This is a genomic window from Providencia hangzhouensis (genome assembly GCF_029193595.2).
Classification (GTDB): domain Bacteria; phylum Pseudomonadota; class Gammaproteobacteria; order Enterobacterales; family Enterobacteriaceae; genus Providencia; species Providencia hangzhouensis.
The window spans coordinates 2,629,950-2,653,535 of sequence record NZ_CP135052.1 but is presented as its reverse complement, the minus strand read 5'-3'; the positions used below and the strand labels follow the sequence as shown (position 1 = coordinate 2,653,535).

Annotated in this window: 17 protein-coding genes; 8 read left to right on the top strand and 9 right to left on the bottom strand. The window is 39.5% G+C overall.

The window, feature by feature from the left end:
* Nucleotides 1-13 precede the first annotated feature (13 nt).
* The 5 genes from PZ638_RS11935 to PZ638_RS11915 all read left to right on the top strand — a co-directional run bounded on the left by PZ638_RS11935 (nucleotide 14) and on the right by PZ638_RS11915 (nucleotide 7,536).
* On the top strand, nucleotides 14-2,596 hold the full coding sequence (locus tag PZ638_RS11935) for a molybdopterin-dependent oxidoreductase (RefSeq protein WP_206277903.1): 2,583 nt from the start codon (nucleotides 14-16) through the stop codon (nucleotides 2,594-2,596).
* Nucleotides 2,597-2,609: 13 nt separating this feature from the next.
* The gene (locus PZ638_RS11930) at nucleotides 2,610-3,152 is read left to right on the top strand and encodes a DMSO/selenate family reductase complex B subunit (RefSeq protein ID WP_004264054.1); all 543 of its coding nucleotides are present in this window, start codon (nucleotides 2,610-2,612) and stop codon (nucleotides 3,150-3,152) included.
* An 11-nt stretch (nucleotides 3,153-3,163) separates the two neighbouring features.
* Complete coding sequence (locus tag PZ638_RS11925) at nucleotides 3,164-4,018, top strand: dimethyl sulfoxide reductase anchor subunit family protein (protein ID WP_172767270.1); 855 nt, start codon at nucleotides 3,164-3,166, stop codon at nucleotides 4,016-4,018.
* A gap of 230 nt (nucleotides 4,019-4,248) precedes the next feature.
* Entirely contained in the window at nucleotides 4,249-6,372 is a 2,124-nt protein-coding gene (locus tag PZ638_RS11920) for a TonB-dependent receptor family protein (protein ID WP_206277783.1), read from the top strand.
* A 21-nt stretch (nucleotides 6,373-6,393) separates the two neighbouring features.
* A complete protein-coding gene (locus tag PZ638_RS11915) occupies nucleotides 6,394-7,536 on the top strand; it encodes an ABC transporter substrate-binding protein (protein ID WP_172412280.1) in 1,143 nt (380 codons plus the stop codon).
* A gap of 75 nt (nucleotides 7,537-7,611) precedes the next feature.
* Here the strand turns inward: PZ638_RS11915 and PZ638_RS11910 are convergent, their stop codons facing one another.
* From PZ638_RS11910 to PZ638_RS11900, 3 genes are read right to left on the bottom strand one after another with little or no spacing between them, the layout of a single operon-like run.
* A complete protein-coding gene (locus tag PZ638_RS11910) occupies nucleotides 7,612-9,432 on the bottom strand; it encodes a CocE/NonD family hydrolase (protein ID WP_206277781.1) in 1,821 nt (606 codons plus the stop codon).
* 4 nt (nucleotides 9,433-9,436) lie between these two features.
* Nucleotides 9,437-10,852 carry a YfcC family protein gene (locus tag PZ638_RS11905; RefSeq protein WP_050763789.1) on the bottom strand — a complete coding sequence of 472 codons (1,416 nt, stop codon included), beginning with the start codon at nucleotides 10,850-10,852 and terminating at the stop codon, nucleotides 9,437-9,439.
* 25 nt (nucleotides 10,853-10,877) lie between these two features.
* Nucleotides 10,878-11,600, bottom strand: a complete 723-nt coding sequence (locus tag PZ638_RS11900; protein WP_004264067.1) for an IclR family transcriptional regulator — start codon at nucleotides 11,598-11,600, stop codon at nucleotides 10,878-10,880.
* A gap of 465 nt (nucleotides 11,601-12,065) precedes the next feature.
* Between PZ638_RS11900 and PZ638_RS11895 the strand changes: the two genes are divergently transcribed.
* Nucleotides 12,066-13,046, top strand: coding sequence for a Gfo/Idh/MocA family protein (locus tag PZ638_RS11895; RefSeq protein WP_206277780.1), 981 nt, complete (start codon nucleotides 12,066-12,068; stop codon nucleotides 13,044-13,046).
* A 38-nt stretch (nucleotides 13,047-13,084) separates the two neighbouring features.
* Here the strand turns inward: PZ638_RS11895 and PZ638_RS11890 are convergent, their stop codons facing one another.
* A complete protein-coding gene (locus tag PZ638_RS11890) occupies nucleotides 13,085-14,734 on the bottom strand; it encodes an alpha-keto acid decarboxylase family protein (RefSeq protein WP_206277782.1) in 1,650 nt (549 codons plus the stop codon).
* 124 nt (nucleotides 14,735-14,858) lie between these two features.
* Between PZ638_RS11890 and PZ638_RS11885 the strand changes: the two genes are divergently transcribed.
* Nucleotides 14,859-15,755, top strand: a complete 897-nt coding sequence (locus PZ638_RS11885; RefSeq protein WP_094962501.1) for a LysR family transcriptional regulator — start codon at nucleotides 14,859-14,861, stop codon at nucleotides 15,753-15,755.
* A 266-nt stretch (nucleotides 15,756-16,021) separates the two neighbouring features.
* Nucleotides 16,022-17,635, top strand: coding sequence for a GMC family oxidoreductase (locus tag PZ638_RS11880; protein ID WP_094962502.1), 1,614 nt, complete (start codon nucleotides 16,022-16,024; stop codon nucleotides 17,633-17,635).
* 439 nt (nucleotides 17,636-18,074) lie between these two features.
* Here the strand turns inward: PZ638_RS11880 and PZ638_RS11875 are convergent, their stop codons facing one another.
* Genes PZ638_RS11875 through PZ638_RS11855 form a run of 5 tightly spaced genes read right to left on the bottom strand, consistent with a single transcriptional unit; the run spans nucleotide 18,075 to nucleotide 23,569 of the window.
* On the bottom strand, nucleotides 18,075-18,605 hold the full coding sequence (locus tag PZ638_RS11875; RefSeq protein ID WP_275612116.1) for a fimbrial protein: 531 nt from the start codon (nucleotides 18,603-18,605) through the stop codon (nucleotides 18,075-18,077).
* A 43-nt stretch (nucleotides 18,606-18,648) separates the two neighbouring features.
* Nucleotides 18,649-19,548, bottom strand: a complete 900-nt coding sequence (locus tag PZ638_RS11870) for a hypothetical protein (RefSeq protein ID WP_272674473.1) — start codon at nucleotides 19,546-19,548, stop codon at nucleotides 18,649-18,651.
* A 50-nt stretch (nucleotides 19,549-19,598) separates the two neighbouring features.
* Nucleotides 19,599-20,222 carry a fimbrial protein gene (locus PZ638_RS11865; RefSeq protein ID WP_272674469.1) on the bottom strand — a complete coding sequence of 208 codons (624 nt, stop codon included), beginning with the start codon at nucleotides 20,220-20,222 and terminating at the stop codon, nucleotides 19,599-19,601.
* Between the two features lie 41 nt (nucleotides 20,223-20,263).
* Entirely contained in the window at nucleotides 20,264-21,019 is a 756-nt protein-coding gene (locus PZ638_RS11860; RefSeq protein ID WP_272674468.1) for a fimbria/pilus periplasmic chaperone, read from the bottom strand.
* Nucleotides 21,020-21,067: 48 nt separating this feature from the next.
* Nucleotides 21,068-23,569, bottom strand: coding sequence for an outer membrane usher protein (locus PZ638_RS11855; RefSeq protein ID WP_272674466.1), 2,502 nt, complete (start codon nucleotides 23,567-23,569; stop codon nucleotides 21,068-21,070).
* Nucleotides 23,570-23,586 lie beyond the last annotated feature (17 nt).

The window sequence follows — 23,586 nt, the reverse complement described above, 5'->3', positions numbered from 1 at the left end:
AGAGGTAAGAGCAATGTCAGAAAGACAGAAAATAGCCTTAAGTCGCCGTTCATTTATAGCTTGGACATCAGCGGCATCAGTAATGGCTACGTTACCGCTGAGTAAGCAATTATATGCGGCAACACCAGAGGAAGAAAAAGCGGTTGCACAAGCTACTGATGCAGTGACTCAAGGGAAATGGAAACCCGTAGCCTGTTGGCATAACTGTGGTGGCCGCTGTGTTAATAAAGCATTGGTGGTCGATGGTGTCGTTGTTAGACAAAAAACAGATGATGTGGTTGCAGATTCTCCTGATTTCCCACAACAGCGAGGTTGTTTACGTGGTCGTTCACAACGTAAACAAGTTTTTGGGGCGGATCGTCTGAAATACCCCATGAAGCGTAAAGGCTGGGCCCCGGGTGGTGGGGACAAAAGCTTACGAGGACGGGACCAATGGGTGCGCATCAGTTGGGATGAAGCATTAGATATTGTGGCATCAGAGTCGAAACGTATTAAAGAAAAATATGGTAACGAGTCTATTTGGATCACGGGTGGTAACGGTGTTGATATCCAAAACGTTTACGCCAAAGCGGGGGGTTTTGTTGGGGATTGGGGAACAACCTCGTGGGGAGCATGGTTTGAAACACCAGCCCATTTAGGATTACTTGAAGGATTTTATACCTTTGGTACCAATGACCGTTTTGATATGCGTAACTCCCAGTTGATCGTGATGTGGGGGGCAAACCCAGCGTGGAGTAGCCCGGGTAGCCCAACCTATAATTATTATCAGGCAAAAAAAGCTGGGGCTCGCTTCATTAGCATTGACCCAAGTTATACGACGACGGCAGAGTTAATGGATGCAGATTGGTACCCCATCAATCCGGGTACTGACCATGCATTAGCACTGGGTATTATGTACGCACTATTAGAAATGGATAGCCCTGACAGTCCGTTGATTGATTGGAATTTTTTACGCCGTTGCACAGTTGGTTTTGATGAAAGTAATATGCCCGCAGGCGCAGACCCGAAGGGGAACTTCAAAGATTATCTATTAGGCACCTATACGGGAGAGCCAAAAACACCTGAGTGGGCCTCTAATATTTGTGGGCTGTCAGTGAGTGATATTCGCACTTTGGCACGTGAAATCGGTGGCACTAACCGAGTCGCATTGCTTACAGGTTGGGCACCTGCTCGAATTCATAATGGTGAAGGGTGGGTGCAAGCATTCTCAACCTTAGGCTTTATGACTGGCCATATGGGAAGGCCTGGCCGGATGACAGGAGTTAGTTGCCATTTCGCTGCTGGAAATAATGGCACGCGGCTCGTTATGGCGGGAGCAAGTGGGCTACCTTCAGTACCAAACCCAGTCAGTTTAAAAATCAATCACAATGAGCTTAACCGTGCATTATTAGAGAAAAAATTCCGCCAACGTGGTGTGGGAGATGTCGATGCAAATATCCAAATGATCATTCATCCATTCAATGCCACGTTACAAACACGAGCCAATATTTCGCAAAGCGTTGAGGCCTACCGTAAAGATGTGGAATTGGTTGTGACCGCAGCGTATGTTCCGCATACTTGCGCCAAATATTCGGATATTGTCTTACCGGTGACGACTGAATGGGAGCGTGAAGGAACCATATTAAATCCAAGTAACCGTGAAGTTATGATAGCTGCGGTGAATGTAACGCCACCACTTTATGAAGCGAGAAGTGACCAATGGATCGCCAAAGAAATAGGTAAGCGTCTAGGTATTAATGTCGATGAAGTTTTTCCTGTTTCGGAAAAACAACAATTTTTCAATAAACTCAATGGCGCAACAATCATTGGTGAAGATGGTAAGACAACAGAACCATTAATCACAATCACTCAAGCGGACATTGATGAATGGCAAGTAACAGGCAAGCCACAACAGGGGCGAATTACCCTCAATGAATTTCTTACTGTTGGGAAATACCAAGTAAAACGGACGGCTGGTGATAACTATGGCTATATTGCCTATGAAGATTTCATTCGCGACCCACAGGCCAATCCACGACCAACACCAAGTGGCAAATTTGAAATTTACTGCCAAACATTAGTCGAAAAAGCCGATGAGTGTGGCTGGACTAAATTACCACCAATTCCTGAGTATATTCCGTCTGCAAGTGGTTACGAGGCTAGCTTTAGCGATTTCTCGAAGAAGGAGAAAGGGGATTACCCATTCCAAATCTATAATCCACACTATTTACGCCGCTCTCACAGCACGCTTGATAATGTGCCTTGGTTACGTGAGCAGTGGCCAAGCCCAATTTATATCAATGCGTCTGATGCGAAACGTTTAGGTATTAAACACGGTGAAACTGTGTTGATAACGAGCCCACAAGGGAAGATTGTTCGTCCTGCATTGGTGACACAAACGATGAAGCCGGGCGTGGTCGCATTACCCCATGGCAGTTGGACCAATGTTGACGAAAAAACAGGGATAGATATGGCGGGGGCCGACAATACGCTAACCATTCAAGTCCCTACAGGGCTTGGTACATCAGGGTGGAACACGATGCTATGTAATATCGAAAAATGGCATGGTGACCAGTTAGTTCCAGATGCAGCAATTCCACAGCGTATTATATTTTAGGGGGCAATAAGAAATGGATAAACAAGTCGGATTTTATATTAATGTTGCCACTTGCATTGGTTGTAAGACCTGTGTTGTTGCATGTAAAGACAAAAATGACCTTGAAGTCGGGCGCAACTTTCGCCGTGTGTATGATATTGAAGTGGGGGAGTATCCACGTCCTCGGACTTGGCACTTGTCTATTGCCTGTAACCATTGTGATGATCCGCAATGTGTAAGTCATTGTCCTACCACCGCAATGCACAAACGAGAGGAAGATGGCGTTGTCTTAGTCGACCATGATAAATGTGTGGGTTGCCGCTATTGTACGTGGGCTTGTCCATATGAAGCACCTCAGTTTGATGCCAGTATTGGAATGATGACTAAGTGCGACACTTGTCTTGATCTCCGTGAAAAAGGAGGAAATCCAATGTGTGTTGATTCTTGCCCTATGCGTGCGATTGAGTTCGGTCTAATTAGCGAATTACGTAAAAAATATGGCTCGAATGCAGATATTGCCGGGCTACCTAGCTCAAGTATTACCAAACCGAACCTAGTTGTCGGTACAAAAGGATAAGGAGAATTATCATGCATGAATTTCCGTTGGTGATTTTCACCTTATTTATGCAAGCTTCTGTGGGGTGCTTGTTAGTTTCATTAGTATGCTATTTTCGTGTGCTTGAAGGCGGAAATAACCTACAAAGCGTCCAGTTTATTAAACTGCCTATTCTAGCTAGTTTTGTTCTGGGTTGTGTTGGGTTATTGGGTTCATTATTTCATATGGGTAACCCGCTACACATGTTTTATACCATGTTGCATGTATCGACCTCATGGATGAGTCGCGAAGTGTGGGCGACTGCAATTTATATGGCGCTATTATTTTTCAGTGTCGCGCTGCTATTGCTGAAACAAAAAGCGAACGCGTTGCTACTGTTGCTTAGTGCGTTAGCAGGTATTATCTATATGTACGCAATGTCAGCATTGTATGCTAACACCTTGTTTAATCTCTGGAATGGCTTATTTACCTACGCCAGTTTCTTTGGGGCGGTATTACTGGTTGGTGGCGTGATAGCGGCATTATTACTGGTAGGTTCTTTACGTCGCAATGATAAAGAAGAGCAATTAAAGCGAGTGGTTAAAATTACACTTGGTATTGGTGTTATTGGGATCTTACTTATGCTGCTGGGCACATTATCTCTACTCGGAAATATCGGGGAGCCTATTTATATGGGAATGACGCCGCGTGAACTACCTGAGGGTTTAGTGAACTTAAGCATTGTTAGAGTTATACTTATTGCATTAGGAATCTTGTTTGTTGGCCGTTTACTGTGCCAAAAAAATGGGCGCAATGTAAATGCAACATTTGTTATGTCACTGGCAACACTCTGTATTTTTGTTGGTGAGGGGGTTGGCCGAGTGGTATTTTTCTCGCTGGGTGGTTAATGCCTTTAGAGGCAAAATGATATTTGCCTCTAATTATATAATGTTTACCAATAATATGAACCGAGGGGAATCTCCCTTCGGTTTTTTTAGCTTTCTTCACTCTCAATAACCCTTTATATAATAAGGAATTAAAACAGAATAATTTCAAAATAAATAGTAAATTAAGTTGATTGTTTGTAATGATTATAATTATCATTATCTCTCTTAATCTCCTTTATTGCTTATTCCTTATGAATTTAAAAACTAGCAAGCTATTCATATCATTAGCTATTTCAGCGGCATTAGCGCCTTATCATGTATTTGCTGTTGATAATCCAAAAAATGATCAGATTACAGTTACAGGCAATTGGCTTGAAAATACTGAAGATGGTGAGGTGGTATTTAATCACCCAGGTGCTCGAACGGTAAAAACGCAACAACAAATTAAAGAATCAGGCAGTGAAACCATTGCTGATGCATTGAAAGGGATACCCGGTGTGCAGGTACGAGAAAGTAACGGGACAGGTGGGAGCGATGTTTCCTTGAATGTTGGGGTTCGTGGGTTAACCTCACGCCTTTCACTCCGCTCAACGATTTTACTCGATGGTATGCCACTAGCGGCAGCTCCTTATGGCCAACCTCAGCTGTCGATGTCGCCATTATCACTAGGGAGTATTGAATCTATTGATGTGATCCGCGGAGGAGCTTCCGTACGTTATGGGCCACAAAATGTGGGGGGCGTCATTAACTTTGTGACAAAACCTATCCCGAAAGACTTTTCTGGTGGTGTTTCGTTACAAACCCAAGGGGCTAAAACAGGAGGGCTCAAAACCCTAGTCGATGCGTCCGTGGGGGGCTCAAAAGCCGATGACTCTGCGGGAGCGATACTGCTGTATTCAGGGTTACATGGGCAGGGCTACCGTAAAAGCAATGATAATACAGATATTGATGACCTGATTTTAAAAACACGTTATGCCATAACCGATAACGACGAGTTACTGGCTAATTTTCATTATTATCATGCAATGTCAGGTATGCCAGGTGGGCTAACTCAAGCGCAATATAACGCTGACCCATTCCAATCAACACGGCCTTATGACCGTTTTGAAGGAAATCGACAAGACATGTCATTGAAATATAAACATGAAGAAGATGATAAACAATTTGAGTTAATGACATGGTTTAGTAAAAGTTATCGGGGGAGTTATATAGAAAGTGACCATAAAGATAAAGCGAATGAAAGACGGTTAGTTTCTTACCCTCGTCACTATACCGCGTATGCAATTGAACCGAGTTATTCACAATTATTCCGTTTTAATGATATTTCACATGAAGTGACGGTGGGATACCGTTATTTAAATGAAACCGCAGACGAAAAAGCTTACCGTTCAAATTGGTACCAAGCCGGCACTCAAAGTTCGCGGCCGAGTACTAATGATTATTACCAACACACATCAGGTGGAACAGAAGCCCACGCTATTTACCTTGATGACACCATTGATGTTGGTAATTGGACGGTGATCCCAGGGATCCGCTATGAGAACATTAATATTCATTTAAATGACAGTTTTAAAAACCAAAACAGAAGTAAGCGATATAGCGAACCGCTTCCTGCGCTAGCGGTGATCTATCACATTGATGATGAATGGAAACTATTTGCCAATGCGAGTACGTCATTTGGCAGTTTGCAGTATTTTCAGTTGAATACGAAAGGGGTAGGGAATTCACCCGCAAATGGGTTAAGTGCAGAAAAAGCACATAACTATGAAGTAGGGACTAAATACGATAATACTGCGCTATCTCTTGAAGCGACATTATTTTATATCGATTTCGATGACCAACTACTTTACGTTGAAAATACAACGGGTTGGACAAATCTGGGAGCCACAACTCATCAAGGTGTGGAATTGGCGGCAAGGTATAACCTGTCTGAGCTGAGCGATAAATTGGATGGTATAAGTGTGTATAGTACTTATACCTACACTAAAGCGGTAAGTAAAAAAGGGGATTTCGCTCATAAGGATTTACCGTTTTATTCAAGGCAAGTCTTTACCGCAGGTAGCCGTTATGAAACTGGTAATTGGATATGGAACTTAAATACTTATGCACAATCTACTCAAGAATCGCCAGGAACATCAAGCCATTATGTAACAAAACCAAGTGCTGATGGCCGATACGGAACAATCCCCGGTTATATGGTGTGGGACGCACGAGGCGAGTACCATTTTGGAAAAAGTTTGTCTGATTTAACGCTATCTGCTGGTATTAAAAATCTTTTTGATCAAACTTATTTTACACGTTCTACGGATAACAATTATGGTATCTATGTGGGGCAGCCAAGAACTTACTATGTTCAAGCATCCGTAAAATTTTAATAAAAATAAGGCAGAACAATGATGATGAGAAAACTTATCAATGCATTCGTGCTGATTCTTAGTGCTGTTAGCCTACTATTTTCAACTAATAGTTTGGCGGCACCTATCACTGTGACGGATATTGCGGGTAGGGATGTGACGGTTAATGCCCCTGTATCTCGAGTGATGCTGGCGGACAGCCGTGTTTTAGTTGCGTTAAATATATTACATCCGCAAGACCCATTAAAAGGGATTATTGCTTGGGATGATGCGTTAATTAAAAAAGCGCCTGATTTGAGTGTTGCGTACAGCAAAAAATTTCCACAACTCAGTCAAATCCCTGTTTTTCCCAACCCTTATACGACAGATTTTAGTGTTGAAAAAGCCTTAGTCGCTCAACCTGATTTGTTAATTTTTGATATTGGCTTAAAAAGTAAGCTTGCTGAAAGTGGCACCTTATCGTTATTGGAAAAAAGTGGTTTACCCGTTATTTTTATCGACTTTAGGCAATATCCATTAAAAAATACCATGCCGAGTATGGCATTACTTGGCCGAGTATTCGGTGAGGAACAACAAGCACAAGCATTTAATCAGTTTTATCAACAAAAGTTAGACTTAATCCGTTCAAGAGTGGCTAAACTTAGCAAAGAGCAGCGTCCAAGCGTATTCATTGAACGAGCTGCTGGTATCCAAGGGGAAGATTATTGCTGTAAAACGTTCGGTAATGGTAATTTTGGCGAATTTGTTGAAACGGCAGGCGGGAATAACCTTGGTTCACAATGGTTTAGTATTGGAATGGGTGGGGAAATCAGTGAAGAACAATTGATTCACAGCAACCCTGATTATTATTTAATGACCGCAGCTGATTGGGATAGTACCCGTAAAGGTAGTGCTTCTGTGCCGTTAGGTTATACGGGGGATAAACAAAAGTCTTTAGCTCGCTTGAGTAAGCTAATGGATCGCCCTAAGTTTCGTTCATTATCTGCTTACAAAAACAAGCAAGTATTAGCGTTATACCAGCAATACTACGATACGCCATTTAACATTATTGCGGTGGAAGCGATTGCAAAATTTATCCACCCAGAGTTGTTTGCAGACCTTGACCCACAGGCAGATAGCGATTATTTACACCAGACCTTTACTGCCCTAGAGGGGGATGGTGTGTTTTGGGTTCAAGCGGAATAATTATCTTCTCATATAGCCCGCTTTAGTGGTGTTGGCAGTTAAAGCGGGCAAATTTATTGGTTAATTATATTATTTTTAAGTTTCGTTGAGCACGGGCAAAATGATTTTTGACGGGTATTCGCTAGAAATATGTAGGCTATTACAAGCTATTTTCCAGGTTCTATCACCCGCGATAGTTTTACCTGTATTTGTATTGAAGTCATATTTAGGGAAATTGCTACTAGAAATATCTAATCGGATACGATGTCCTTTTGCGAAACGGTTTGCACAGGCAAACGGCTTAATTTTTACTTCGACAATTTCATTTGGGGTTAATAATTCCTTCCGTTCATAACCATGCCGAAAACGACAACGGATGATGCCATCAGTAATATTCATGGCATAGCCTTGAGGGTAATCGGCACTGGGAGGGTAAACATCAATAAGTTTTGCAGTGAAATCTGTATCTAATGCATCACTGCTTATCCAAAGCGACACTTCAATTTCACCTGCTAAACAGACATCTGCTTGTAATTCTTCGGTTTCGAATACTAATACATCACAGCGGGCAGAAAGGGGTAAGTTATTATGCTTACTACCAAAAAACTTTGGTAATTCACATTGATTGAAAGCCCCACCCCAAAATATAGGCTGACCTGAGGTTAAGGCACCGCCAATGGTAGGCACTGGGTGCTTAGGGTCATAACAATAGGATATTGTGGTTGTTTTAGTGTAGGGCTGATGATGTAATTTGTTATCTGGCCACAGATAATACGCAGTTTTCTCAGTATTTGGCAAAGGCCACTGATGGTGGCTAAGCCATTTTCCCCCATGCTCTATACGTCCTTGTTGGTTGCGTTTACCACTTCCACCACCCATCATGAATATTGTTACTTCGTCACGATGGTTTTTGGCGCTCTTATCCTTTAAGTGAGTTTCAAACCAGTTTAAACGGCAAGATAACCAACTTTCACTAACATTGTGGTCAAATGCTGCGATATCACCAAACTCTGCGTCGCCACTATGCGTGATATTACGGTCACCATGTAGCCAAGGCCCCATGATCAATTTTTGCGGTGATTGTTTTTTGGTAACAAATGCATAGTAGTTATCTAATGTTGAACTGACATAGGCATCGTACCAGCTAGACATAAATAACACTGGGATATCCGGTATTTGGTCATAATAGCCTTCGGCATAAATGCCTATTTTCTGCCAATAATCGGAAAAACACTCTTCTTCCCATTGCTCAAATAAATATGATTCATATTCAGGAACATGTTTAAGCAATGTTTGTCCTTGATGCCATGGCATTGTCGTAAACCATTCATGGATATTTTCTTGTTCGAGTGCGGCTAAAATTTCGGGAGATTGTTGGGCGAGTGGGCTTAGTTTAGCTTGCTTAAACGCCCAAGTGGCTTGTTTGAGTTCAAAAGCCCCCCCTTGACGGATCCCGCATTGGTAGGCGTTGGCAAAACCGCCAGAATCCAGCACCATCGTCTGTAAACCTGGTGGATTTAAACACGCCATCGCTAATTGTGTATGAGCGGCATAAGAGAGACCCATTGAGCCTATTTTGCCATTACACCAGGGTTGTTCCATAATCCATTGTAATGTATCAAAACCATCTTCAGCTTCATTAATATATTTTGTGAACTTTCCTTCGGACTCATAACGTCCACGGCAATCCTGATACACGACAATAAAACCATGTTTATTGAAGTATTTCGCCATTTCTTGGCGTGTTATTTGCTGGCCTGATACCGTTTTTTCCGAACGAGAAGGTGCGGTTTTATCATAGGGGGTTCGCTCTATAATAACGGGAAAAGATGCAGTTGATTGAGTTTGTGGAAAGTAAATATCGGTTGATAGCATTATTCCATCACGCATTTCTATTCGGTAATTCTTCATATCCATCTTACTAATACCCTATGGTAACGGCGACGCTCAGTAAACCAATGCTGATTGCCATAAAAATGATAAAAAGCGGTAAAATATATTTTGCCCAGGTGGTCCAACTGACACCGGCTGTAGCTAAAAAGATCAATAACCCACTAGATGTTGGTGTGATCATATTGGTTAGCCCATTACCCATTAAAAATGCAAAAACCGTTGTTTGAGGGGAAACACCAGAAATTTCACCAACGGGGCCTAAAATTGGCATTGTGACAGCGGCTTGCCCAGAAGTAGATGGAATAGCAATGTCTAATAATAGTTGGGAAATAAACATGCTATATGATGAAACATAAGGACCGTGATTACCGACAAGCCCAACTAATTGATGAATAATGGTATCAAGAATTTTACCTTGAGAAAGAATAATTTCGACAGCAGTCGCTAACCCAATTAACACCCCTGCGATGAGGACTTTTTTCATTCCACTGACAAATGCATTAGCGGCGGCACTTGCGGTCAAACCACTACAACAAGTTAAAATGACACTTAAGAATAAATAGTAAGCAGATAAATCATTATTTTTCCAATGCCAGCGATTAGAGGCATAGACTAAAAATGCAACACCGATAGCTAAGACAATTAACATAAGTTTATGGCGATGGGTTAATTGTGTGGTTTGATTATGTTCTTCAACCACATAGTTTGTGAGTGTCGTTTTACGAATGCTATAGAAAACGAATAAAATACCGAGTGTAATAAAAATAAGGTACGCCGCAATTCGCATACTTAAACCACTAAACACGGGTAAACCAACAAGCGGTTGTGCGATAGAAAGTGCATATGGGTTGGTGATGGAGGCGAGGTATCCTACCTTAACCGCAATAGCTACAATGGCAAGCCCAATAAGTTCATTCAACCCAACGCGTTTCACTAAGGCTATAACCATGGGAATAACCAAAAGATACTCTTTGGCCAACCCCATAAAGGTACTTCCCATGGAAAATACAATCATTAAGAAAGGGATTAACAAGTAGATATTGCCTCGGGTAACATGGAGCAATCGCTCTAGCCCTGATTCTATAGCCCCTGTTTTATTGAGAATACCAAACATTCCTCCGATGAATAGCACCATATATATAAGTGGCGATTGCTTAACAATTCCTTCGGGGATCGCTTTAAATAGTTGAGGCAAACTGACAGGAGCGGCAGTACCTTCCTCCGATTTCTCAGTGCCTAATAATTGCTCTAACGTAATGTCTTTAGTGATAGTTTGGTAAGAATCAGGAATAACTTTCTTGCCATCACGCTCATATTGGCCTGAATTAACAAAATAAGTCATTAAAAAGGCAATGATAACTATAGTTAACATTACTAAAACCGGGTTCATTTGCCAGCCTGGTGGTGAAGATGGGCTTTGTATTGTGCTGTTTGTTGGTTGCATGATGTTGTCTCTTTTATTGTATTAATTATGAGTCGTAACCGAGCTGCCTCGATATACGTAAAGCAGACAGAAGCAGTTGTTCAGTCATATCTTGTTCTTTTTCATCAGAAAAACGGCTTAGAGGTAAGCTAATACTCAGTGAAGCAATGCATTCCCCATGTTGTGAAAAGATAGGTGCGGCGATCGCACCAATACCTGCGGTTAATTCACCCCGGGTAATTGCAAAACCTTGTGAGCGTATGGTTACAATAGATTTTTCAATAGAGGGGTTCTTTTCAATAAAATGTGCTTGAACATCTTTAGGTGAGTAAGCCAATAGCACTCTGCCTGAAGCCCCAGATCCTAACGGTCGGCGATTACCAGCTTCACTGCGCACTTGAAGTGATTGTCCTGATGGCTTATGAAGAACTTGTAAAATTTCATCGTTGTCACGTATACGCATTTGAATATTTTCATCAAAACGTTGACGTAGTTGCTCTGCTTCAACTTCTGCGACTTGGATATAGTTAATTTGTTGGCGAGCGCAATTCCCCAAGCTTAATAATTGATGGCCTAAATGATAAGTAACCGGATTTTCGTTTTTTTGTACGAAATGGCGATTTTCCAGTGTGCATAATAAGCGGTATACCTTGGATTTATTCATGCCAGATAAGCGTGCAAGTTCACTTAACCCAAGATTGTTTTTTTCACCTAATAGCATCAATAACAATAAAGCATCATCAACGGCAGTGACAATATTTTCTTTCATATCAACCTCGACTGGTTCATACAGTAAACCATTGGTTTATTTAATAAAATTAGCATGGAGAATAATAAAAAATGATTCAAGAGAGTTGTTAATAAATTGTGAGGTGAGTTAGGGTTTTAAAAAGGTATTTTTCAGTGATAAAAATGAAAGTGAAGTATTTTTAATATAAAACAATTGGTTATAGGAAATCTAAAATAAGAAAATTTTGATGACAACGCGAATAGAAATGATTGTAAATGGGAAGCTAATCGTCATTTATGGCGGTTATTTGGTTCACCTAGTGAAATTGATTCGTACACCAGCAATAAATAAAAGAACCTTCAGCGAAAAAATGCGTCACTTTTATTGATTTTTTAAGGGGAAAATTCGGAAATGGCAGAGGTTATCAAAAAAGCATCGAAGGCATTTCTTAAATAATGAGCCTTATGGCAGAATGAAATTCACTTTCTTTAATGGATAACAGAGATGAAACTCGCGCTAGTTGGTTCTGGAAAAATAATCATGTCGGCTCTTGATGCTTTAATACAGGTGCAGGGGATAGAGCTAGTTGCACTGTGTGTTCGGGCGGAAAGTATTGAAAAGGGGCAGGTTATTTGCCAACAATTTGGTATAGCAAAGTTGTATACTGATTATCAAGAACTCCTGCAAGACCCTGATGTTGAGGTGATATACATAGGTTTGCCAAATCATTTGCACTTTCAGTATACCTTTGATGCATTGATGGCCGACAAACATGTGGTATGCGAAAAACCGTTTACACCAAATTGGCAACAATTGCAGGTGTTAATTTCCATTTCACAGACTAGAGGGCTTTTTTTGTTTGAAGCCATTACGTCTATTCATACTCCTGAATTTCATTTTATCAAACAACATATTGATAAAATTGGTGAAATCAAAGTGATTCACGGTAATTACTCCCAATATTCAAGTCGATACAATGACTATTTACAAGGCCGTATTCATGCCGCTTTTGACCCACAGCAAGCAGGCGGTGCACTCTATGATATTAATCTATATAACATTTATTTGTTATCGGCCTTGATGGGAGCACCCGATAGTAGCCATTATATTTGTAATAAAGGGTTTAATGGAATTGATACATCAGGGATATTAACCGCCCATTTTGGGCGTTCAGTTACATCGTGCGTGGGAGCGAAAGATTCGGCGAGCCCTGGTTACTTTATTATTCAAGGTACCAAAGGGTATATTTGTATCAAGGGGGCTCCAAGTCTTTGCCAGTCAGTCGAGGTTTGCATTGACGGGGAAATATCCAGCGTATCTCGGGATACAACAATCAATCATATGGTCTATGAGTTTGCATTCTTTCGTGAGCAAATTGGCACTAAAAGCCATGCTAAATGTAATGAATTGCTTGAATTAGCATTAATTGTTTCAAAAATATTGCATCAATCACGGGACGATGTAGGGCTGGTATTTGAATCATAAATACATTGGCAGCGCTATGGCTGCCATAATTTGTCAATTTAAAATGAATATAAAGATGCTACTGATTTACCAAGCTTTTCAGCAAGCTCAGATGCCGCATATCTATCCATGATCACTTCGATATAGGCCGCATGGTTCGATAGCTCGGCTTGTTTAATCGCATTGTCTAATTCAATACAGTTGGTAACACGCTGACAATACCAATCTTTACAGCCTAATGCCGCGGGAAGCTGTGCATAATTCCACTGGGGTAAGTCGTTGTAATAGGCTTCAGGGTTTTTACACAAAAGCCGCTCAATTAAATAGCCGTCATTATTTAGGACAAAAATAATGGGTTTTAAGCCAAAACGGGCAAACTGGCTAATCTCTTGGGCAGTGAGTTGGTGAGAACCTTCTCCAGTTACTAAAATCACCCGTTTGTGTGGCTCAGCTATTGCTGCACCAAATGCAGCAGGAGTGGCCCAACCGATAGAGCCCCACAAGGTTTGGTTATGAAACTGTGCATTTTCAGGTAATAAAGCAAAACCTAACCCCATGGATGCAGTTCCCGTTTCTGCAATAATAATATCGTTCTTACGGAACATTTTTTCTAGGCGAGGGTACAAATATGAGGCAGTAATTTGGCCATTTTCACCTTGTTGTGGAGATCCTAAATCTTGGGCTTTGATCCCAACATGGTTCAGTGAGGGCACAAGTTCTTTTAATTTATGTAACACATCTTTCATCAATACATTTGGATAGATAGCAGAGCCCACTTTCACGCGGTCAGAAAGAATGTTAATACAGCTTTCAGGGGCAATAGCTGCCGTGAAGCTGCCGGAGTTGAAGTCCGTTAATACTGCACCGATCCCCATAACACAGTCACAACTCTCGACAAATTCTCTCACTTCAGGATTCATTAGTTTTCCGTTATAAATCCCCATATATCGAGAGTTAGATTCGCTTAAGACCCCTTTATCCATAAACATAGTGGCATAGGGTAGGCCAGTTTTCTGAATAATAGCCTCAACATCAGTCGTTAAGCCGAAACGTGCTGTTAAAATTCCAGGAATAATGCAGGCTTTTGTACTCGATGTGAGCTTTTCGACAATAGCTGTAACGGCAGCTGATAATGTCCTGCTATGACTTTTATTTATAGTGATAGTTTCAGATGTTTTATCTGCTTTAACTGGCATAACAGCGTAGTCAGAAGGGAAACCTAAATAAACGGGTCGAGATTTTTGTAAAGCGCTTGTAATTAAGCGCTCTGTCTCGGCAATACAGTTTTCAGGCGTTAAAATAGCGTGAGCACAGCTTAAGTGTTGGCTCATTTGATAAAATACATCGAAATCACCATTTCCTAGAGTGTGGTGAACTAAACGGTGGTTTTTTTGAACCCCACTTGCTGGCATACCAACAAGGTGAAAAATGGGAAGATGTTCGGCATAAGCGCCTGCAATACCATTTAAAGCACTAAGTTCGCCGACACCAAAAGTCGTCGATAATGCCGCTGCACCTTTCACGCGGGCGTAGCCATCTGCAGCATATGAAGCATTAAGTTCATTGCAGTTGCCAATCCAGCGCATATTTTCACTTTCACATACTGCATCTTCAATAGGGAATGCGTAGTCACCAGCAACACCAAAAATATCGTGAATACCGATTTGGTAAAGTCTGTCCAATACGTATTCGATAACCGTCTTATTCATCATGCTGATCTCCATTAATTGCTTAGCTAATAATTCTAAATTGAATTATTTTTATCGTTTATTGTGCTTTAAAGGAAATCACTTAAACTCATTCTATCTATAACTAAAAATCATAGGGGGTGGAATGGACATTCGTTCATTACGTTATTTTGTTGAAGTCGTACAGCTCAATGGTTTTAGTCGTGCGGCAGAAAGTTTATTTGTAACGCAACCGGCGATTAGCCGCAGTATTAAAAAATTAGAAGATGAGCTTGGTTATACCTTGCTGATTAGGGAAGTCGATGGCGTTAAATTAACGGAGGAAGGGGACATTTTATTGGCTCATGCGAAGCAAATTCTTTCACAGTTTAGCTGTATGAAGAAAGCGTTACAGGAAAGGTCGGGTCCTATATCTGGTGTGCTACCTGTTGGGCTACCTCCCGTGATAGCATCGACCTATTTTGCTGACATTATTATGGCTTTTAGCCAACGTTACCCACAGGTGGAACTGAAAATTCTTGAGTTAGGTACCCGAAAAATGCGTGAGGCAATGTTAAATGGTGAAGTTGAAACTGCCGCGGTGATGTTACCTTTTGCTGATGACCGCTTTGAAGTACACCCCTTTTCAACGGACCGATTAATGCTATTAGTCAGCAAACAACATCCACTCGCGATCCGTGAATTTGTTAAATTTAGTGAAATAGTCGATGAGCCTTTTATTTTCTTTTCTGATGATTTTCTAATTAATGAACTGGTTGTCAGTGCTTGCGGTGTTTATGGCAAAAAGCCCACTATTTCCGGACGCAGTAGCCATTTAGATTTGGTAACTGCCATGGTAAGAGCCGGGGTAGGGGTAACGCTACTGCCAGATAGTATGTGGCAGAATACCAGTTCAGTGGGATTATCCGTTATTCCAGTTATTGAGCCAATATTGGCTTACGATATTGCTTTAGCGACAGTAAAAAACCACCACCAAAGCCGTCGTGCCAAAGCATGGCATGATTTGGCGTTAACTATATTAAAGGCCAATAGGGCAAGATGAGGCAGTTAGTCCTGTATTGCTAAGTCTTGCATTAAACCACCCAAAAATATTCATTTATTAATGAATATTGCTAAGGTTTAAATATTTATCTTAATTAAAAATTTTCTTTAATAAACAGAATCTATTGAGATTATAAAATAATTACATAAGAAATTATTTTTGATTTAAATCACATATGCGGAATATTGTTCATACATTAATGAATTAAAGGCGCTATTGTTAAGCAAATAAAAATAAATTGTTTATTTTATTTGGCGGGGTGACAAATGAGCGCAGTAAAATATGATTATATTATTGTAGGTGCGGGTTCTGCCGGTTGTGTTCTTGCTGCTCGGTTGATCCAAGAAACGCAATCTAGAGTATTACTTATCGAAGCGGGCGATAGCGATAACCATTTGTTTATTCGTATGCCTGCAGGTGTAGCTAAAATTATCGCCCAAAAAAGCTGGCCTTATGAAACTGAGCCAGAGCCTCATGCTAATAACCGTAAAATGCAAATTGCCCAAGGGAAAGTATTGGGGGGAAGTAGTTCTGTCAATGGAATGATTTATATCCGAGGACAGAAACAAGATTATGATAATTGGGCTCTAAACTATGGTTGTGAAGGTTGGGGATATGCGGATGTATTGCCATGGTTTAAAAAAGCAGAGAACAATGAAAGCCTGACAGGGGAACATCATGGAACAGAAGGCCCACTTCCTGTCAGTGAAAATAGATATCGGCACCCATTATCAATGGCATTTATTCGTGCAGCACAAGAGCATGGTCTTCCTTATCTCAATGATCTTAATGGAGAAAGCCAGCAAGGAACAAGCTTTTACCAGACGACAACGCATAATGGAGAAAGAGCCAGTACATCAAGAACCTATTTAAAATCAGTGGAAAAGAATGATAAGTTGACATTAAAGCTTGGCACTCAAGTGAACCGTATTATAATTCGCGATGGCCGCGCTATTGGTGTTGCTTATCAAGGGAAAAATGGCCATGAAGTTGAGGCATTCGCTAGTTGCGAAGTATTGGTTTGTTCTGGTGCGATGGGCTCTGCAAAATTATTGATGCTGTCAGGAATCGGGCCAGAGGAGCACCTATCTTCGTTGGGGATTGATACTCATGTGAATCTGCCTGTTGGCCAAAATTTTCATGACCACCTACATATGTCAATTAACGTCACGACTAAGCAACCAATTAGCTTATTCGGCGCAGACCAAGGTCTAAATGCGATTAAACACGGGGTAGAGTGGATAGCATTTCGCAGTGGACTGCTCACCTCTAACGTTTTAGAAGGCGCTGCATTTAAAGACAGTTGCAGCCAAGGTCGTCCTGATGTACAAATTCATTTTTTACCTATTTTAGATAGTTGGGATGATGTTCCTGGCGAACCTCTACCCGCCGCCCACGGCTTTTCTTTAAAGGTCGGGTACCTGCAACCTAAGTCCCGTGGTGAAGTTTTATTGCGCAGCGCAGACCCACAAGCACCACTAAAGATACATGCTAATTATCTTGCGTCACCTGAAGATATGGAAGGTTGCAAACGGGCAGTTAAATTTGGACTGGAAGTATTGGATTGCCCTTCATTACAAGTATTAAGCAAAGAAGTTCTAATGCCGCCAGCGTCGGTGCGCCATGATGAAGCTCAACTTGAAGAGTTTGTCCGAAATTTTTGTAAAACGGTTTACCATCCTGTGGGAACTTGCCGTATGGGAACGGATACTACAACATCAGTGACTGACTTGCGGTTACGTGTACATGGTATTGAAAACTTACGTGTCGTGGACTGTTCTGTGATGCCTGAAATTCCAAGTGGAAACACAAATGCCCCAACGATCATGATTGCAGAACGCGCAGCAGCGATGATTATAGAAGATAGGAACGCAAATTAGCCTTGCGATAAGGTAATAATAGAAAAACAGCATAAAATCAAGGCAACCACCCAAGCTTTATGCTGTTTCAATAATCTTACGGTACTTAGAACGATCTAACATTAAGTTGTGGTGTTATATATTAAACCGTTATTTTGCTTTATTGATTTATAGTATTTTTATATTTAATGGTTTATTTTGTACTCGCAGTATATTCATTTAATTAAATCTATCAAATAAAATAGCGTACTTTTATTAAAGTTAAATAATTTTATACAAAAAATTTACTTCGCAATGACTACTATAAAGTGACATAAAGTCGTATTTCCTTTTTTTGGATAATATGCCAAAGAGCGTTATAGGTGAAGCTGACTTGATTGGCTTGGGATGATGTAGATAAACCTTACCTTCACGATAAAAATTTCGACCGTGCATAATCATTTGAAAGCTAAACAAACTATTACTGATATTCCACTTTCAATATTCCAGAAGCGGTAAATAAACCTAGTTCAATTTCTTTCCCTTCATGAAAAACTGGGGACACAGTTAATACTGGCTGTGCATAGTAAGTAAAATTACGATATTCATTAGGTAATAAAGGCGTATTATCTGCTTGAATTTTTAGACCTAAATTAGGGTTGGATGTTTCAACTAAATCAGTATTAAAGCCAGCACTAGAGCTTTCAAGCTTTAATTTAAGATTTGGATTACTGGATGATTTATTTCCGCAATCCAAATGATAGTCAATATTTTTTGTATAGCGTTCACTGGTAAACTTATTTAGATTTATTTCACCAAATGAGACCTCAATAGGTTGTCCAGGGCCATTTTCACCATATACATCACAAGTGCTTTCAATAACATCTACCTTAATTGTTAATGTATAGGTTTCTGCAATACAAAATCCACTAAAAAAAATAATTAGTGTGTTCGTGAGTATTGCAAATAGTAAAAGTAATCTTTCTTTTATTATTTGAATTAAGAATATCATAATTATTTATACTCCAATCAATAAATTAAATAATTTATTTTTATTAATTAATTACAACAGATAGAATAGCATTTCCAACCCTCGAACCTGGCTCAGGATTTCCCAATGCAGATAGAGTTGAGCTAATGGAGAATGGTAAGTTAGTATTTTTTTTAATCTCAGTTTGAACTAAATTATTTGACATACATTTTCCTGAGACACATACATCTAATTGGCTTTCTACACCATGTAATAAATCAATTTTATTTTCAGGTAAAAATTGGAATGTGGCGCTCATATCGCCAGTGCATGATATACTTCCGTCAATTTTTGCAATATTTCCATTTATATTATTTGAATTGACATTACCATGAGATATAGTTAATGGCATAGATACATTGCAAGAAGGCAATACAGGGATTTCAGGGACATTAACTGAACAGGTTGTTCCTACAGTTTTGTCATTCACAATTATTTGTAAACAGGTATCGGCATAACCTGTTGCAGATGCAGAATAATCGAAGAAATTGATATAACTAACATTAAACTGCCCAAATTTCACGCCAAAATCAGGTAGCACCTCACTACAGTGCTTTGGTGTGTTTCGTGTGACTGAATAGTATTTAGCTAAACCTTGATTATATATACTACTAAACCCAGATAGTAGAGTAATATCTGGTGTTGACATAGCGTATATAGAGCCTGTCGATGAGCGACCAGTTGCAATAACTGTAATATTACACTCAGTATTTGTGCTGTTTTTGATCTCATCTGGAATATACAAAAAATAAGGACCTAACGTTTTTGGTATAACATTGTATGCATCACTAATTAGTGGATGCTTTATACTTGTTGTATATATACTGTTAGGATTTAATGGGCTTGCGTTAGCTTTACTATTAATTATGAATAGTAAAGCTAGCATCAATATTTTTATAAGATAAATGTTTTTATTTTTTAGCATTACGCTATTACCTATCAATTTTTATAAATTATTATTGCGATGCTATGACGTTAATCATATAGCATTTCAAAAGCAATTAATGCAGAAAAAGCACCAGGTATGAGTGGGCCGGACGTTCGGATAGCTGAGACATAATAAGTTAAGTTATTTTGGCCTGATGCAATTAACGTTGGGTTACTTTCTTTACCTATTGGTAATATTTTCCCTGCTGAATTTGCTACTTGCAACCCAAAGCCGTATGCTCCATTGACTCGAATAATATTCGAATATTCAGGTTCACTTACTGCTAAAAATTTAACTTTGACCGCAGGCTGTGTGCTACTCCATACCGTTTTTCCAGTTTGGAAATTTTGAAGCTCACTTTGAACTTGCAGGCAATTTAACAACTCAATTTGGAATGGAATAGGCTGCATCACTTGCTCAGAAGAATTTAAATCACTGAATGATATATTTCCTAGTGAAATTGATTGGTTACTAGATTTCATGGCTAATTCGCATGGGTTTTCAGTTAAAGAACCTGAAACATGAATGACTCCATGCTGGCCATCAACCTCCCAACCATCTGTAGGCCTAAACAGATTATTATTGTCAGCAGTTGCCGGCAATACTGTGGCTAAGCAAAGTGAAATGACCACATGTTTTGAACGTAGCCAGTGGTATATTCTTAAGCTCATAAATATGTCCTCATTTAGCTTTATATTCCTTTGCTATTTATTTAATGATCTTTTTTAGTAACAGAGCAGATTGTATTTTTACAATCAAAGGCTAATTTTGGACGACCACCATAGTCATTAATATAAGTAATTACAGGGGTGTTACCTAGTTGCTCATTTGTCATTCCAATATTGATTTCACTAAAGGGTGAAATCATAATTGGAGTAAATTCTTTTGCATCTGTATTTTCATGAGCCCCTGCATTAATTATTGTGATATAATAAGGTGTTGGGTTTTTAACAAAAACAACACTTCCTTTTCTCTCAAGCTGCATTTTTTCTTGCCATGGTGCACTGTTTTGCTGTGGTGCAATTGCTTCTGGACGGTAAAATAATTTTATTTTTGTTTGTAATGCAATCTGTAAAGTATTTGGTTTATCACTCTTCGGTGGGATCTCTCGCATATTAAAATAAAATAATGATTCTCTATCCTGAGGTAAATTTTTTATATCAGGTAAAGCTTCAATTTTCATTTGGCTAGATTTCCCTGGTTCTAATCGTTGAACCGGTGGTAATACAATCAATGGTGATGTTATTTTTTTACTTTCTTCATTTTCAATCCAACCTTGAGCAAGATAAGGAAGTTGCTTATTATTATTGTTAATATTTAAAGAGATTGACTTGTTCTCTCCATCAAAGATAACTCTTGTTCTATCTAATGATACTGCAGCCTCTGAAAAACCACTTAGGGCTAATGACCCTAAAAAAACATTTGTTAATATTTTTTTGATATTCACTTGGTTATTACCTTTATACATTAATTTCATCTATTTAAATTAAATAATTATTTGTTTGTTTTTTACTGCCTAGTTACAAGGAAGTAATAAATTGTCTTGAATTTCTTGATTCATTAATTCAGAGGGAAAAATTATTTCACATGACATATTTTTACCCCATGTGACATTCATTATTTCTGAAGGATGAACACCGCTTATATAAGTATTACCTAAATCACCTACAATCCCTACGTTTTGCTTTTTATGATTTGTTACTTGAGCTCCTAATGGTGGATGAGTACCATCAGTAAGTACGATAACAGCCATAATTTTCTGACCTGAAATAACCGAAAATGAACGGTATCCAACAGCACCTTCAGTTAATGTTGCTTGAATAACAGATTGTTGGGCATCAATATCATCAGGTAGCTTATTTAAATCAATTTGCGCTTTATTTCGATAGTAGCTACTGACATCTGAAATAACTGCTTTCCCAAATCGGTTTGATTCAACAGGAACACCAATACCACGAATCGTAATATTTGGAACATCATCAGTATCAACTAATATACGTGCTCCCCCGAGATTATTTATTCTATGTGCAACCGTACCTTTTCCTGTTAAGGTCAAGCCACCTGAAGTGGAAAGGCCAAAAGCACTATATTGGTTATTTATATGATTCGCATTGGCTGACCAACGAGCATTGTCCCCTTGATGTGAAATAAAAGCACTTGCGGTTCCTCCTTTTCGATTTGCACCTGCACTTACCTGATAATTTGTTCTATCATCCAATCGGTCATAATAAGAAACACGATTAGTCGTATCATAGCGGCTTGTATTCATCGAATAACCAACATTTGCCCCATTACTTAGTGGGAAAGATAATGATACATAAGCGCTATCATCGGTCACACCGTTATAAAAACTACGATTTGCAGATAAGCTAATACTCATATTTTTTATTGGACCGATATCCATATATTTCGATAGCATTAAACTGTAATAATCATTATCTTTTTTATCCCAATACGTCTGATGGTTATAATTTAAATATAATGATAACCCTATATCCTGGAAATTCTTATTTACAGATATAGTGTATAGCTCTTTGCTTCCATAATTGCGTAGCCCTGTTCGTTGGGTATTTAAGAAATCACTCATGCTCATATAACTTCGTTCTGAAAAACGATAACCTGCAAATTGTATCTGGCTATCGAACTCTTCAAATCGTTTAGAATAGTTAACTCGGTATGAGCTCCCACTTAATGTCCCTTCACCGGATAAACGGGCGATAGACTGAGTAACATCAAATGAAAGTGCACCAAATGCGAGTAAATCCCGTCCAAATCCCATTGATAGCGCATTATAATTTTGGCTATTCAAACTACCGCCAATTAAAGACCAACCATTACTAATACCCCAAGAAAATTCACCTGTAATGAAATTTTCCCCTTCACTTTGGCGCTCGGTATTCGTTGGCTGGCCGAGCGCAAATTTATATTGAACTTGCCCAGGTCTTGTTAAATATGGCAAATTTGCGGTATCAACTTGAAACTCTTGAATTGAACCATCTTGCTCTTTAATGGCAACATTTAAAGTTCCTGTTATGGCATCACTTAAATTTTGGATACGAAAGGGACCCGGCGCAACTTGTGTTTCATACAGTATCCGTCCTTGTTGCATGACCGTCACTGTAGCATTACTTTGTGCTATCCCTGTTATTTCAGGGGCATATCCTCGCAAGTTTGGTGGCATCATGCTTAATTCAGATTGCAAGCTTGCACCAATAAATCTAAAGCCATCAAAAATATTTGAAACCAAATAGTCTTCACCCAGTACGAGTTTAGCCTTTAATTCAGATAGAGCTCGGTATGCATAAAAACGGTTCCATGTGAAATCAGATTGGTCACGTCCTTGGCTTCCTGTTGTATGGTTATAGCGGCTTTGCCAATCAGCTCTAAACCGCCAAGCACCTAAATTGATACCTGCAACACCATTACTATTTACTGAGGATGAATTTGCTCCTCCATTATAGGAATTAGTGGCATTAGCATTCACATTATAATCAATAAGTAATGCTGATATTCCATTGTCCCAGCGAGAAGGGGGATCCCAGTTTTCTGATGTGTACTCTAGGTACGCTTGTGGAATACTGACATATAGAGATGACGTAGCTAAATCACCGCGCAGCAATAATCCTGGCAAGCTGTTTTCATTAAGGCATTGCCCTTCATGCCACCATGTTAATTTTTTTTGCGACTCAGAAGTAAGCCCGAGTAGCTTAACTATTTCTGGAGATAAACAAGGCTGACTATTATCAGGATCATACTCACCAGAATAATAGGGGATGCTAATGTCAGATATTTGTTCGTTATTGATTTTTAGCGTAAAGTTATAAACTCCGGGCATAATATAACCCGCACGAGAGAATTGGTTTAAATCAATGTTATTTTTGTCTTCTAAATCTAAAACATCAGTATTGAATTCAATATGATTATCTGCATTGATAGTTAAAGTCACACAACTGATTGTTAATCCAATAAGAATACTTAACCATTTTAATTTTGGTGTATAAATAGGTAACGAAGACATAAAACATTCCTAAAATC

Coding starts and splice junctions, on each gene's coding strand:
- PZ638_RS11875 (WP_275612116.1), bottom strand. CDS start 18,605: ATGATATTCTTAATTCAAATAATAAAAGAAAGATTACTTTTACTATTT.
- PZ638_RS11925 (WP_172767270.1), top strand. CDS start 3,164: ATGCATGAATTTCCGTTGGTGATTTTCACCTTATTTATGCAAGCTTCT.
- PZ638_RS11870 (WP_272674473.1), bottom strand. CDS start 19,548: ATGCTAAAAAATAAAAACATTTATCTTATAAAAATATTGATGCTAGCT.
- PZ638_RS11895 (WP_206277780.1), top strand. CDS start 12,066: ATGAAACTCGCGCTAGTTGGTTCTGGAAAAATAATCATGTCGGCTCTT.
- PZ638_RS11915 (WP_172412280.1), top strand. CDS start 6,394: ATGATGAGAAAACTTATCAATGCATTCGTGCTGATTCTTAGTGCTGTT.
- PZ638_RS11880 (WP_094962502.1), top strand. CDS start 16,022: ATGAGCGCAGTAAAATATGATTATATTATTGTAGGTGCGGGTTCTGCC.
- PZ638_RS11905 (WP_050763789.1), bottom strand. CDS start 10,852: ATGCAACCAACAAACAGCACAATACAAAGCCCATCTTCACCACCAGGC.
- PZ638_RS11885 (WP_094962501.1), top strand. CDS start 14,859: ATGGACATTCGTTCATTACGTTATTTTGTTGAAGTCGTACAGCTCAAT.
- PZ638_RS11935 (WP_206277903.1), top strand. CDS start 14: ATGTCAGAAAGACAGAAAATAGCCTTAAGTCGCCGTTCATTTATAGCT.
- PZ638_RS11860 (WP_272674468.1), bottom strand. CDS start 21,019: ATGTATAAAGGTAATAACCAAGTGAATATCAAAAAAATATTAACAAAT.
- PZ638_RS11920 (WP_206277783.1), top strand. CDS start 4,249: ATGAATTTAAAAACTAGCAAGCTATTCATATCATTAGCTATTTCAGCG.
- PZ638_RS11910 (WP_206277781.1), bottom strand. CDS start 9,432: ATGGATATGAAGAATTACCGAATAGAAATGCGTGATGGAATAATGCTA.
- PZ638_RS11890 (WP_206277782.1), bottom strand. CDS start 14,734: ATGAATAAGACGGTTATCGAATACGTATTGGACAGACTTTACCAAATC.
- PZ638_RS11855 (WP_272674466.1), bottom strand. CDS start 23,569: ATGTCTTCGTTACCTATTTATACACCAAAATTAAAATGGTTAAGTATT.
- PZ638_RS11900 (WP_004264067.1), bottom strand. CDS start 11,600: ATGAAAGAAAATATTGTCACTGCCGTTGATGATGCTTTATTGTTATTG.
- PZ638_RS11865 (WP_272674469.1), bottom strand. CDS start 20,222: ATGAGCTTAAGAATATACCACTGGCTACGTTCAAAACATGTGGTCATT.
- PZ638_RS11930 (WP_004264054.1), top strand. CDS start 2,610: ATGGATAAACAAGTCGGATTTTATATTAATGTTGCCACTTGCATTGGT.